General features: G+C 72.2%; 10 protein-coding genes. 3 read left to right on the top strand and 7 right to left on the bottom strand.

Translation table 11 applies throughout. The features are described from left to right. Window positions 1-47 precede the first annotated feature (47 nt). Window positions 48-1,943, top strand: a complete 1,896-nt coding sequence (locus ABZ249_RS23580; protein ID WP_355266598.1) for an HtaA domain-containing protein — start codon at window positions 48-50, stop codon at window positions 1,941-1,943. A gap of 73 nt (window positions 1,944-2,016) precedes the next feature. Here ABZ249_RS23580 and ABZ249_RS23575 read toward each other — a convergent pair whose 3' ends face one another. The 7 genes from ABZ249_RS23575 to ABZ249_RS23545 all read right to left on the bottom strand — a co-directional run bounded on the left by ABZ249_RS23575 (window position 2,017) and on the right by ABZ249_RS23545 (window position 9,001). Further along, on the bottom strand, window positions 2,017-2,259 hold the full coding sequence (locus ABZ249_RS23575; RefSeq protein WP_220562956.1) for a DUF3039 domain-containing protein: 243 nt from the start codon (window positions 2,257-2,259) through the stop codon (window positions 2,017-2,019). A gap of 59 nt (window positions 2,260-2,318) precedes the next feature. After that, a complete protein-coding gene (locus ABZ249_RS23570; protein WP_220562957.1) occupies window positions 2,319-2,900 on the bottom strand; it encodes a YqgE/AlgH family protein in 582 nt (193 codons plus the stop codon). A gap of 63 nt (window positions 2,901-2,963) precedes the next feature. Continuing rightward, complete coding sequence (locus ABZ249_RS23565) at window positions 2,964-4,373, bottom strand: NAD-dependent malic enzyme (RefSeq protein ID WP_220562958.1); 1,410 nt, start codon at window positions 4,371-4,373, stop codon at window positions 2,964-2,966. A gap of 294 nt (window positions 4,374-4,667) precedes the next feature. Then, a complete protein-coding gene (locus ABZ249_RS23560) occupies window positions 4,668-5,408 on the bottom strand; it encodes a cytidylate kinase-like family protein (protein WP_355266591.1) in 741 nt (246 codons plus the stop codon). Between the two features lie 235 nt (window positions 5,409-5,643). Continuing rightward, window positions 5,644-6,594 carry a tetratricopeptide repeat protein gene (locus ABZ249_RS23555; RefSeq protein WP_355266588.1) on the bottom strand — a complete coding sequence of 317 codons (951 nt, stop codon included), beginning with the start codon at window positions 6,592-6,594 and terminating at the stop codon, window positions 5,644-5,646. A 70-nt stretch (window positions 6,595-6,664) separates the two neighbouring features. Beyond that, window positions 6,665-8,392, bottom strand: a complete 1,728-nt coding sequence (locus ABZ249_RS23550; RefSeq protein ID WP_355266585.1) for a methylmalonyl-CoA mutase family protein — start codon at window positions 8,390-8,392, stop codon at window positions 6,665-6,667. A gap of 75 nt (window positions 8,393-8,467) precedes the next feature. Beyond that, on the bottom strand, window positions 8,468-9,001 hold the full coding sequence (locus ABZ249_RS23545; RefSeq protein ID WP_220565320.1) for a MarR family transcriptional regulator: 534 nt from the start codon (window positions 8,999-9,001) through the stop codon (window positions 8,468-8,470). Window positions 9,002-9,316: 315 nt separating this feature from the next. On the opposite strand from ABZ249_RS23545, the gene ABZ249_RS23540 reads away from it, so the two are divergent. Continuing rightward, on the top strand, window positions 9,317-11,002 hold the full coding sequence (locus tag ABZ249_RS23540) for a glycosyl hydrolase family 18 protein (RefSeq protein ID WP_355266582.1): 1,686 nt from the start codon (window positions 9,317-9,319) through the stop codon (window positions 11,000-11,002). Window positions 11,003-11,330: 328 nt separating this feature from the next. Continuing rightward, the gene (locus ABZ249_RS23535; RefSeq protein ID WP_355266579.1) at window positions 11,331-13,271 is read left to right on the top strand and encodes a glycoside hydrolase family 18 chitinase; all 1,941 of its coding nucleotides are present in this window, start codon (window positions 11,331-11,333) and stop codon (window positions 13,269-13,271) included. Window positions 13,272-13,415 lie beyond the last annotated feature (144 nt).

Below are 13,415 nucleotides of genomic sequence, written 5' to 3'. Positions count from 1 at the left end.
CACCGGGGCCCCTGCCATCCCCCTCACGATTGGAACCGAAGAACCCCATGACCAGTACGACCGGCAGCGGCACGAGCGGAAGGCTCCGCCGCGCCCTGCGCTCCCTCACCGCGTACGCGGGTGTGGCGGCGGTGGGCGGTGCGCTCGCGGTGGCGGGCGCCCCCGCCGCCACCGCCGACGAGGTGCTCCAGCTCTCCGGCGGCTCCGCCGCCTGGGGGGTCAAGGAGTCCTTCCGCAACTACGTCTCCGGCCCCATCGCCGGAGGCGGCTTCGAGGCCTCCGACGGCGCGACCGCCACGGGCGACGGCCTGATCGACTTCCCGACGGCGGGCGGCGCGGTCTCCAAGGAGGACGCCTCCGGCGATGTGAGCTTCTCCGGGACCGTGGTCTTCACCGGCCACGACTACGGCCGGGGCCCCGTCCTGGAGGTCCGGGTCTCCGACCCGCGCGTGGTGTTCGCGGACGGCACCGCCACGGTGTACGCCGACGTCACCAGCCGCGAGTTCCTGGGGGCGAACCCGAACAACCCGCCGGGCGACCTCACCGGGTACGGCGAGGTCCCCGTGGCCGACCTGACCGGCGTCGAGGTCGACGCCGAGGGCGAGGACCTGGTCTTCACCTCCACCGCGGGCTCCCTGCGTGAGGAGGCCGTCGAGGCGTTCGCGGGCTTCTACCCGGCGGGCACCCCGATGGACCCCCTGTCCTTCACGGCGGGCATCGACGACGCCGGGGGGAACCCCGGCCCGGTGCACGACCCCGCGGTCACCGTCACCCCGGCCTCCGGCCTGGACCCGGAGGGCGACGTCGTCACCGTCGCGGGCACCGGCTTCCGGCCGGGCGCGGGTGTCTACGTGGCGCTCACCGCGATCCCGCAGGCCGCGGACTCCTACCCGGCCCACTGGTACGGCTCGGGCGTGTGGCTGCGCGGCGACACCGCGCCGGACGCGCAGGGCTCCTTCAGCACCCCGCTCGACGTGGTGGGCGCCTTCAGCAAGGGCGGCGGCGAGTACGACTGCCTGGAGACGCAGTGCTACGTCGCCGTCTTCAACGACCGCAACGACCTGGCCAACCGCGACCAGGACGTGTGGACGCCGGTCTCCTTCGCCGGCGGCGGGGAGCCGACCGAGGAGCCGACGGAACCCACCGAGGAGCCGACCGAGGGGCCGACCGGCCCCGAGGGCCCGCTGACCGTCCACAACGGCCGCGCCGACTGGGGCGTGCGGGAGTCGTTCCGCACCTACATCGTGGGCAACATCGCCAAGGGCACGATCGAGACCCGCGACGGCGCGAGCCGCAACGAGGACGGCACCTTCGCCTTCACCGACGGCTCGGGCGAGGTCGACCTGGAGGCGTCCACCGCCGAGATCGGGTTCGAGGGCACCGTCCTGTTCCAGGGCCACGTCTACGGCGACGACGACCCGCTGCTGCACATGACCGTCCGGGACCCGCGTGTGGTCATCGACGGCGGCGAGGGCACCCTGTACGCCGACATCGTCAGCAAGTCGCTGGACGACGCCGAGCTGGTCACCTACGACGACGTCGCGTTCGCCGACCTCGACCTGTCCGGTGTGCAGTACGACCTGACCGACGGCGTGCTCGCCTGGGAGCCGATCCCGGCGACCCTGACCGCCGAGGGCGTGCCCGCCTTCGCGGACTTCTACGGCGAGGGCGAGCGGCTCGACCCGATCACGCTGACCGTCAGCGTCGACGAGGACGTCGACGTCCCCGGCGGCGGTGACGGCGGCGGGAACCCGGGCGGGGGTGACGGCGGCGGCGACGGCGGCAACGGCGGCCTGCCGAACACCGGTGTCGCCCTGGCCGGCCTGATCGCGGCCGCCGCGGTGGCCGTCGGCGCCGGCGGCGTGGCCGTGGCCGCGTCCCGCAGGCGCCCGGCCGGTGCCGACGGGGACGGCGCCGACGAGGACGGCGGCTCCGGGGCCTGACCCTCCCGGTGGCGCACGACGAGGGCCCCGGTGCACCGCACCGGGGCCCTTCGCGTCGCGGGGACGGGCCGGATCAGGCCATCATCTCCTCGTAGATCTTCTTGCACTCGGGGCAGACCGGGAACTTCTTCGGGTCCCGGTTGGGCACCCAGACCTTGCCGCACAGGGCGATCACGGGGTTGCCGGTGACGGCGCTCTCCGTGATCTTGTCCTTCTGGACGTAGTGGGAGAACCGCTCGCGGTCCCCGCCGTCGTGCGAGGTGTCCGGCCTGGTCTCACTGTCCGGCAGGACCTTGTTGAGGACGTCCATCGACATCGTTCTCACCTTTCGAAGTCTGCGTTCCACGGTATAGGGTGCCGCGTCCCGGGCCGCCCTCAGTTCAGGGTGGGGTCGTCCGGGTAGGTCGACAGCAGCGCCAGGTCGCCGCCCTGGCGGCGCAGCACCCGCGACCACAACCCCTCCGGGTCGGTGGTGAACACGTCGGCCGCGACCGCGTCCAGGACGTACCACGCGCCCTCCTCGACCTCCCCGGCCAGCTGCCCGGCGCCCCACCCGGCGTACCCGGCGAAGACGCGGAAGCCGCCCAGGGCGGTGCCCGGCACCGGGGCGGGGTTGTCCAGGTCGACCACGCCGATACCCGTCAAACCCGAGGCGGGGTCCAATCCTTCCAGAGGGGACCAGCCGGGCGGCGGCCCGTCCGGCCCCCGGACGCCCAGGGCGATGCCCGAGCCGGTGCCGACGGGACCTCCGGAGAACATGACGGCGGGCTCGCTGGCCAGCTCGCCCCAGTCGACGACCACGTCGGCCACGGGCAGCCCGAGCGGCCGGTTGAGGATCACGCCGAGGGTGCCCTCGGGGGTGTCGTCCACGACGAACACCACCGAGCGGCGGAAGGAGTCCTCTTGGAGCACCGGGGCGGCCACCAGGAGCCGCCCGGTCATCGTCGGCTGGTCCATGCCACACCCCATACCCCGGAACGGGGCCGGAACCCGTGCCGGCACCCGTTCCGGAAGGGTACGTCAGGCCCGGTCGGCCTTGTGGCCGCGCTGGGCGACCTCGCGGACGGCCGTGGCCACGTGCGTCGACAGGTCCGAGTGGAACACGCTCGGGATGATGTAGTTGGGGCCGAGCTCGTCCTCGGTGACCACGTCGGCCAGGGCCTCGGCGGCGGCGACCATCATGTCGGAGGTGACGTGGTTGCTCTGGGCGTCGAGCAGGCCGCGGAAGAACCCGGGGAAGACCAGCACGTTGTTGATCTGGTTGGGGTGGTCGCTGCGGCCGGTGGCGACGACGGCGGCGTGCAGGCGGGCCACGTCCGGGTCGACCTCGGGGTCGGGGTTGGCCAGCGCGAAGATGATCGCGTCGTCGTTCATCTCGGCGATGTCGTCGCCGGTCAGCAGGTTGGGGGCGGAGACGCCGATGAACACGTCGGCCCCGGCCACGGCGCCCTTGAGGTCGCCGGAGTAGCCGGCCCGGTTGGTGTTCTCCGCGATCCAGCGCAGGTTGGAGTCCATGTCCTCGCCGCGCCCGGTGTGCACGGCGCCGTGGATGTCGCTGACGATCACGTCGCGGGCGCCGGCGTGCATGAGCAGCTTGAGGATGGCGGTCCCGGCCGCGCCCGCGCCGGACATGGCGATGCGGACCTCGTCGAGCTTCTTGCCGACGACGCGCAGGGCGTTGCGCAGGGCGGCGAGCACGACGATGGCGGTGCCGTGCTGGTCGTCGTGGAAGACGGGGATGTCCAGCAGCTCGCGCAGGCGGGCCTCGACCTCGAAGCAGCGGGGGGCGGAGATGTCCTCCAGGTTGATGCCGCCGAAGCCCGGGGCGATCAGCTGGACGGTGCGGACGATCTCGTCGACGTCCTGGGTGTCCAGCGCGATGGGCCAGGCGTCGATGTCGGCGAAGCGTTTGAAGAGGGCCGCCTTGCCCTCCATGACGGGCATGGCGGCCTCGGGGCCGATGTTGCCCAGCCCGAGGACGGCGGAGCCGTCGGTGACGACGGCGACGCTGTTGCGCTTGATGGTGAGGCGGCGGGCGTCGTCCTTGTTGGCGGCGATGGCCTGGGAGACGCGGGCGACACCGGGGGTGTAGGCCATCGAGAGCTCGTCGCGGTTGCGCAGCGGCACCTTGGACTTCATCTCGATCTTGCCGCCCAGGTGCATGAGGAAGGTCCGGTCGCTGACCTTGTGCACGGTGACGCCCTCGACGGCGCCCAGGGCGTCGACGATGGCCTGGGCGTGCTCGGTGTCGCGGGCGGCGCAGGTGACGTCGATGCGGATGCGCTCGTGCCCGGCGGCGGCCACGTCCAGCGCCGTGATCATGCCCCCCACGCGCTCGACCGCGTTGGTGAGCCCACCCACGGCCGTGCTCCCCGCGTCCAGTTCGAGGCGGACGGTGATGGAATACGAAACGCTGGGAAGGGTGGCCACGTAATGCTCCTCGGGTGGTGCCGGTGCTTCTGTGTCCGGACGTGCGGACGTCCCCTGGCGCGGCGGCGTTGATGCGCTGCGGGGCATCGGATGTGCGCGGTGCCCCCCTGGGGCGGCATCGCGTCGGACCCCTGTTCGCGTTCGGGGGTCTCGCGACGGAGTCGCCTCACCCTACCCGAGTCAAGCGACCTGAGTCAGCACAAGCCGACAATTATCGCTTCCGTGAAAAACCGATGAATTTCGCACGAGCGCCGGGGTGCCGGCGCGGGGCCGCACCACCTCAACACCGCGGATTCAGGGGGTCTTCCCGGCCACCCGGTCGCGGGCCGCGCGGACGATGACGTCGGTGCACGCCCGCGGGGAGAGGACGGCGCCGTCGAGCACCATGTGGTAGTGCCCGGGCCGGGCGGCGTCGGTCCGGTAGAAGCGGCGGACGTAGGCGGCCCGGGCGCGGTCGTTGTCGTCGCGGACCCGGGCGGTGGGCGGCCCCTCCGCGGCCCCGCGCCCGTCGGTGACCCCGGACTCCCACAGCTCGCGCGCCCGGCGCAGCCGCCCCTCGGGGTCGCCGTCGAGCCGGACGTGCAGGGCGGTGGGGTGGCCGGCCAGGACGATGGCCCCGGCCCGGCCCAGGACGACCCCGCCCGTGTGCGCGACCCCGCCGATCACCTGCTCGGTGTGCTCGACGAACTCGTGGTCGTAGAGCAGCCGCCCCTCCTCGTTGACGGTGCCGATGAAGGCGGTGTCGACGCTGCCCAGGGTGACGGTGGGCAGCCGCGCGGCCCCGGCGAGGAGGCGTTCCAGGCCGCTCGGCGAGCGGTCGTCGTGCTGGAGGGCCTCGTCGAGGGAGCAGCCGATCCGCCCGGCGACGGCGCTGGGCACCGCCCGGTCCAGGAAGGCCACCTCCAGGGCGGCGGCGACCCCCGGGCCGATGACGGCGCCGCCCGCGCCGTAGGTCGCCGAGATGGTGACGACGGGACGGGGCGTGGACTGCGCCTCGGGCGTCCGTCGGGGACGGTCGGGGGTAGGCGGGCTCATGGGCACCTGCCGGAGAGAGGCGGACCTGGTGGCAGCGGTTGTACCCGCCGTCGGCGGCCCCTATCCCCGGGGACCGAAAACGGGGAAAGAAAGGATGGTTTTACCGCTTTGTCCGGCTACCAGTGAGTAATAATTCTGATTTCCGCACAGTGGTATCTCCACCACGGCCGATTCCGGTCCTGCGTCCCGCACCGCCGCCCCCTCGCGCGGCGGTGCGGGACGGGCCGGACACGCCCTAGAACAGGGCGGAGGTGAGCCGCCGCCGCGCGGAGGCCACCGCCTTGTCGCCCGGGGGCAGCAGGTCGAACAGCTCCAGCAGGCGGGCCCGGACGGCGTCGCGGTCCTCGTCCGAGGTCCGCTTGACCGTCGCGATGAGCCGGTCGAAGGCGTCCTCGAACTTGCCGCCGTACATGTCCAGGTCGGCGACGGCCAGCTGGGCCTGCACGTCCTGCGGGTCGTCGGCGGCGGCCTTGCGCACGGCGTTCATGTCCACCGCGCGCAGCCGCCGGACCAGCCGGACCTGGGCGAGCTTGCTCTTGGACTCGGTGTCCTTGGGGTCGGCCTCGACCGCCTTGACGTAGACCGCCTCGGCCGCCTCGAAGTCCTCCCGGTCCAGGGCCTGCTGCGCCTCGGCGTCGACGGGGCGCAGGTCCGCCTCCGGGACGCCGGCCTCGGCCTGCTCCGGGCCGCCCTCGCCGAACAGGGTGCCGGGGTGCCCGGGCGGCAGTGCGCCCTGCTCCTTGAGCGCGGCGAAGGCCTCGGTCAGCCAGGCGGTGAGCTGGTCCTCGGGGACCGGGCCCGCCGGGCCGGGCAGGAGCTGGCCCTGCACGACGACGATGATCATCGGGGCGGTCGGCACCCGCAGCGCCTGCACGAGCTGAGGGCTGGCCTCGCCGTCGACCTTGGCGAGGAACCAGTTGCCGCCGGAGGCCGCGGAGAGCTTGTCCAGGGTGTCCTCGACCTGCTTGGACTGCTCGGACCATCCGGCCAGGACCGCCAGGACCACCGGGGCGGCCATGGACCGCTCCAGGACCTGGGCCTGGAAGTTGGCCTCGTCCACGTTCACGGCATAGGGATTGGATCGACCCGCCGACTCCGCGGCGCGCTGCTTGGCCTCGCGTTCCATGGCCGCCTTGCGCGCACCGAGGTCGACGGCACTGTTCGGGGAAAAGTCCGAAGGCTGCATGTGTCCATCCTGCCGTATGCGCGGAAAGGACGCGGACCGAGAACCGGCCCGCGCCCCGTCCCGTGCCGCGTCAGAAGCGGGGGGCCTCGGTGTAGGTCCCGAACTCCTCGCCCATGGTCGCGCAGATCTCGCCGAGCGTGGCCTCGGCGCGGGCGGCGTCCATGATCAGCGGCACCACGTTGGCCTCCGACCTCACGCCCTCGAGCAGGGCGGCCAGCGCCCGGTCCACCGCGGCGCCGTCGCGGGCCGCGCGCCGCTCGGCGAGCACCCGGCGCTGCTCGTGCTCCACCTCGTGGCCGATGCGCAGGATGTCCAGCTCCCCGGAGACCGTGGGGGTGTGGGAGTTGACGCCGACGATGCGCTTCTCCCCCTTCTCCAGCGCCTGCTGGTACTGGAAGGCGGACTCGGCGATCTCGGAGGAGAAGTAGCCGTTCTCGATCCCGGCCAGGATGCCCGAGGTCATCGGGCCGATGGTGTGTTCGGCGCCCTCCCCGCCGCCCATCCGCCGGATGTGCGCGAAGATCTGCTCGGCCTCGGCCTCGATCTCGTCGGTGAGCGCCTCCAGGTACCAGGAGCCGCCCAGCGGGTCGGCGACGTTGACCACCCCGGTCTCCTCCATGAGCACCGCCTGCGTGCGCAGGGCGATCTCGGCGGCCTGCTCGGTGGGCAGGGCCAGGGTCTCGTCCAGGGCGTTGGTGTGCAGCGAGTTGGTGCCGCCCAGGACGGCGGCGAGCGCCTCGACCGCGGTGCGCACCACGTTGTTGTAGGGCTGCTGGGCGGTGAGGGAGACCCCGGCGGTCTGGGTGTGGAACCGCAGCCACTGGGACTTCTCGCTCTTGGCGCCGTACACGTCGCGCATCCAGCGGGCCCAGATCCGGCGGGCGGCGCGGAACTTGGCGATCTCCTCGAAGAAGTCGATGTGGGCGTCGAAGAAGAACGACAGGCCGGGCGCGAACGAGTCGATGTCCAGGCCCCGGGACAGCCCCAGCTCCACGTAGCCGAACCCGTCGGCGAGGGTGTAGGCCAGCTCCTGGGCGGCCGTGGCCCCGGCCTCGCGGATGTGGTAGCCCGACACCGACAGCGGCTTGTAGGCGGGGATGTTCTCGGCGCAGTACTCCATGAGGTCGCCGATCAGGCGCAGCTGCGGCTCGGGCGGGTACAGCCACTCCTTCTGGGCGATGTACTCCTTGAAGATGTCGGTCTGGAGCGTGCCGTTGAGGGTGCCGATGTCCACGCCCTGGCGCTCGGCGGCCACCAGGTACATGCAGAACGCGGGGACCGCCGGACCGCTGATGGTCATGGACGTGGTGGTCTCGCCCAGCGGGATGCCGTCGAAGAGCAGGTCCATGTCGGCCACCGAGTCGACGGCCACACCGCAGTGGCCGACCTCGCCCAGCGCGTGCGGGGAGTCGGAGTCGTGGCCCATGAGGGTGGGCATGTCGAAGGCGACCGAGAGGCCGCCGCCGCCGGAGGCGAGGATCATCTTGTAGCGCTCGTTGGTCTGGCGCGCGTTGCCGAACCCGGCGAACTGGCGGATGGTCCAGGCCCGGCCGCGGTAGCCGGTGGGGTACAGCCCGCGGGTGAAGGGGAACTCGCCGGGCCAGCCGATGCGCTCGAACCCGGGGACCTCCGCGCCGGGGGGCGGCCCGTACACGGGCTGCAGCGTGCGTCCGGACAGGGAGGTGAAGTCGGCGTCGCGCTTGCGCGCGGCGTCGTAGCGGCGCTGCCAGCGCTCGCGTCCGGCCTCGATGTCCGCGGCGCCGCCGCCGTCGGTGGTGCCGTTCGTGGTGTTCGCCATACCTGGATAGTAGGACGTCCAACTAAATATGTACAGGAGGGGGACCCGCGGCCCCGCGCGGATCCCGGCCCGTGCTCAGCGCCCGTCCGCGGCCCCGGCCACCGGCTCGGCGGCCGGCTCGGGGAAGTCCCCGAAGTCGACGCGCAGCCGGGTGAACATGCGGTGCATGTCCCACAGCTCCTCGTCGGAGTAGCAGCCCAGGCCGAAGTCCAGGTCGAGCAGGACCCGGGTGGCCCGCTCGGTGACCTCGCGGCCGGCGTCGGTGATCTCGGCCAGCACGCCGCGGCCGTCGCTGGGGTTGGGCCGGCGCAGCACGAAGCCCTGCCCCTCCAGCCGGTCGATGGTGTTGGTGACGCTGGTCGGGTGGACCATGAGGCGCTCGCCGATCTTGCCCAGCGGCAGCGAGCCGGAGGTGCTGAAGGTGAGCAGGACCAGCGCCTCGTAGCGGGCGAAGGTGAGGCCGAACGGCTTGAGGGCGCCGTCCAGCTCACCGATGAGGATCTGCTGCGCGCGCATGACCGAGGTGACGGCGGCCATGGCGGGCGAGGGCCCCCATCTCCGCGTCCAGTTGTCGTGCGCGCGTTCGATCGGGTCGAACGGAAGGTTCAAAGGGTTTCCCACGCCGCCACTCTATGGGCCCGGCCGGAGCCCCGCGCCCCACCGTTTGTGCGCCTAGCATCACAGCCCGTACGGGTCAATACCTCCGCGTGGCCACAAGGGGACAACCGGCCCCGGCCGCCACTGGTACGGCCCGCCATCTCGGAAAACCCGCACCGGACCGACCCCGGAGAGTCACCGGGCGCCGGAAACTTCCACGCGGACCGTTGACGGCCCCCGTAATTATTAGTTAAGTTTCCTAAAAATTTATCTTCCCTGGTCAGGCCCCCGGGCCCTGCAACCCCCCGACAGCAGGAGATCCACGACGTGAGAGCACGACCCTTCAGGAACCGGATCACGGCGGTCTGCGCCGCGACCGTGCTGGCGGCGCCGCTCATGGCCGCCGCGCTCCCGGCCGCCGCCGAGGAGGCGCCCGCCTCGGGCCTGACCGTCACCTACGTGGAGTCCGCCCGGTGGAACACCGGGTACACCGGCGAGATCGTCGTCCACAACGCCTCCGGAGCCCCGGTGAGCGACTGGGAGATCGAGTTCGCCCTGCCCGAGGGCAGCCGGATCCACGAGCTGTGGAACGCCACCCTGGCGGGCGACCCGTCCGGGTACACGATCACCCCGCCGCGCTGGGGCGCCACCGTCCCCGCCGGGGGCACCTACACCTTCGGGTTCAACGGCCTGCACCGGGACGGCGCCACCGACCCGCTCGCCTGCACCGTCAACGGGGCGCCCTGCGACGGCGGCGCCACCGGCCCCGGGCACGACTTCACCAGCGTCGCGTACTACACCCAGTGGAGCGCCGAGAAGCGCGACTACCACGTGGCCGACCTGGTCGAAACGGGCAGCGCCGACAAGCTCACGCACATCCAGTACGCGTTCGGCAACGTCAACGCCGACGGCGAGTGCTTCATGAGCGACGAGGAGGGCCAGGGCGACGCCCTGGCCGACTACGGGCGCACGGTCCCGGCCGGCGAGAGCGTCGACGGCGTGGCCGACGACCCGGACCAGGCGCTGCGCGGCAACTTCAACCAGCTGCGCGAGCTCAAGGAGCTCTACCCCGACCTCACCGTCAACATCTCGCTGGGCGGCTGGGAATGGTCCCGGTACTTCTCCGACGCGGCCCTGACCGAGGAGTCGCGCGAGCGCTTCGTCGAGTCCTGCATCGACCTGTACCTGCGCGGCGACCTGCCCGAGCTCAACGGCGCGGGCGGTGAGGGCGCCGCCTACGGCGTCTTCGACGGCATCGACCTCGACTGGGAGTGGCCGGGCACCGACGGCAACCCGCACAACGTGGTCCGCCCCGAGGACCGGGAGAACTTCACCGCCCTGGTCCAGGAGTTCCGCGACCAGCTGGACGAGTACGGCGCCGAGACCGACCGCCACTACGAGCTGACCGCCTTCATGCCCGCCGGGGGCTGGCGCCTGGACGCCGGCTACGAGCTGGACGAGGTCATGCCGAACTTCGACTTCATCACGGTGCAGGGCTACGACTACCACGGCACCTGGGAGACGGTCACCAACCACCAGTCGAACCTGGTGACCGACGCCCGCGACCCCGAGCCCGTCATCTCCGCCGAGCTCATCCGCGACGCCTACCTCTCCCGCGGCGTGGACCCGGCCAAGCTCGTCCTGGGCATCCCGTTCTACGGCCAGGGCTGGACCGGGGTCGAGCCCGGCCCCGAGGGCGACGGCCTCTTCCAGCCCGCCTCCGGCCCGGCCCAGGGCACCTACTCCACGGGCACCGAGGAGTGGCGCTTCCTCCGCGAGAAGGTCGACTCCGGCGAGTTCGAGCTCTTCCGCAATGACGAGGCGGGCACCGCCTGGATCTACGACGGCGAGACCTTCTGGACCTACGACGACGAGACCGCGGTCTCGCAGAAGACCGAATGGGCCCTGGGCAGCGGCTACTCCGGCGTCATGGTCTGGGCCATCGACGGCGACGACGCCGGCGGCAGCCTCATGGCCTCCATCGACGCGGCCCTGCGGGCGGGCCGCCCCTAGAACCTCCCGGTCGGCGGAGCCCTCGGCCCCTCCCCCGCCGACCGGGAACCAGGCGGCGTCGGTGCTCTGATCCGGGGAGCACCGCCGCCACGGCCGGTGCGGACCGATGTGCGACGGTTCGCACCGGCCTCTCCACTTCTCGCACACCCCCACCCCCCGTCTCCCCCGCCGGAGGCCCGCCATGCCCCGCGCTCCCCCTCCCCCTCACCGACTCCACGACACGCGACTCCTCGGGCGCACACCCGCCGTCGTCCCCCGGCCCGCCCCGCGACGGGGCCGCCGGACGGCGACCTCCCCCACCTCCCGCTCACGCACCAGGAGCACCGAAGTGAGAGCACGACGATCCCGGCTCGCGGCACTGGTCGCAGCCGTACTCCTCATCCCCCTGTCCCTCTCCCCCGCCCCGGCCGCGGCGGCCGCCTCCGACGTCACCGTCACCTACGTCGAGACCGGCAACTGGGGCACCGGCTACGGCGGACAGATCACCGTCGCCAACGCCGGGAACACGGCGCTGAACGACTGGACGATCGAGTTCGACCTGCCCTCGGGCACGGCCGTCACCAGCCTGTGGAACGCCACCATGAGCCGGTCCGGGAACTCCTACACCCTGACCCCGCCCTCGTGGGGCGGCCCCGTCCCCGCGGGCGGCGCCTACTCGATCGGGTTCAACGGCACCAGCACCGCCGGAGCCGACACCACCCCCCTGAACTGCACCGTCAACGGCGCCCCCTGCTCCGGTGAGCCCGGCGAGCCCGACACCGAGGCCCCCACCGCCCCCACCGGGCTCACCGTCACCGGGACCGGCCCCAACACGGTGGACCTGAGCTGGACCGCCGCCACCGACAACGTGCAGGTCGCCGGCTACGAGGTGCTCTCCGGCGGAGCGGTCGTCCGCGCCGTCACCGGGACCAGCGCCACCGTGACCGGGCTGACGCCCCGGACCGCGTACGACTTCACCGTGCGGGCCTACGACACCTCCAACAACCGCGGCCCCGAGAGCGCCGCGGTGACGGCCACCACCGACGAGGAGGGCACCGTACCGGCCCCGCAGAACCGCCGGGTCGCCTACTTCACCCAGTGGGGCATCTACGACCGCGGCTACCTGGTGCGGAACCTGGACACCTCGGGCACCGCCGAGAAGCTGACGCACATCAACTACTCGTTCGGCAACATCAACGCCAACGGCGAGTGCTTCATGGCCAACCAGCTCGGCCAGGGCGACGCCTGGGCCGACTACGGCCGCTCCTTCACCGCCGACCAGAGCGTCGACGGCGTCGGCGACGTGTGGAGCCAGGACCTGCGCGGCAACTTCAACCAGCTGCTGGAGCTCAAGGCGAAGTACCCGCACCTGAAGGTCAACATCTCCCTCGGCGGCTGGACCTGGTCGGAGCACTTCTCCGACGCGGCCCTGACCCCCGAGTCGCGCGAGCGCATGGTGTCGTCCTGCATCGACCAGTACCTGCGGGGCAACCTGCCGCTCTTCGACGGCGCCGGCGGCGTCGGCTCCGCCTACGGCGTGTTCGACGGCATCGACCTCGACTGGGAGTGGCCCGCCTCCGAGGGCCACGAGCACAACACGATCCGGCCCGAGGACCGGGAGAACTTCACCGCCCTGGTCCAGGAGTTCCGCGACCAGCTCGACGCCCTGGAGACCGAGACCGGCCGGCAGTTCGAGCTGTCCGCGTTCCTGCCCGCCGACCCGGACAAGATCGACCTGGGCTTCGAGATGAACGCCCTCATGCCGAACTTCGACTACATCACGGTGCAGGGCTACGACTACCACGGCGCCTGGGAGAACAGCACCAACCACCAGTCCAACCTGCTGGTCACCCCCGGCGACCCCGGCCCGCGGATCTTCGCGGGCGAGGTGGCCATCGACCGCTACCTGGAGCTGGGCGTGGCCCCGGGCGACATGGTCCTGGGCGTGCCCTTCTACAGCCGCGGCTGGACCGGGGTCTCCCCCGGCCCGAACGGCGACGGCCTCTTCCAGGCGGCCACCGGGCCCGCCCCCGGCACCTACGAGCAGGGGATCGACGACTGGAAGGTCATCAAGAACCTGACCGGGTACGACCTCTACCGGGACGACGCCTCCGGGACCGCGTGGCTGTACAACGGGAGCACGTTCTGGACCTACGACGACGAGATCGCCATCGCCCAGAAGACGCAGTGGGCGGTGGACCGCGGCCTCGGCGGCGTGATGATCTGGTCCATCGACGGTGACGACGCCAACGCCGGCCTCATGAACGCGGTCGACGCGACGCTGGGCTGATCCGACGTCCCCTCCACCGGCCCCCGCGGGGGCCCGACGGCGGCGCCCCGTGCCGGGGGCGCCGCCGTTCCCGTCGTCCGGGCGCGGTGCCCCCGGGAACGTTCCGGCCCGGGCGATGATTTCCGCGGGGCCGCCGGGTCGGTA

It is taken from the genome of Nocardiopsis sp. NPDC006139, from assembly GCF_040614155.1.
GTDB classification, from domain to species: Bacteria; Actinomycetota; Actinomycetes; order Streptosporangiales; family Streptosporangiaceae; genus Nocardiopsis; species Nocardiopsis changdeensis.
This window is presented reverse-complemented; position numbering and strand designations above follow the sequence as displayed.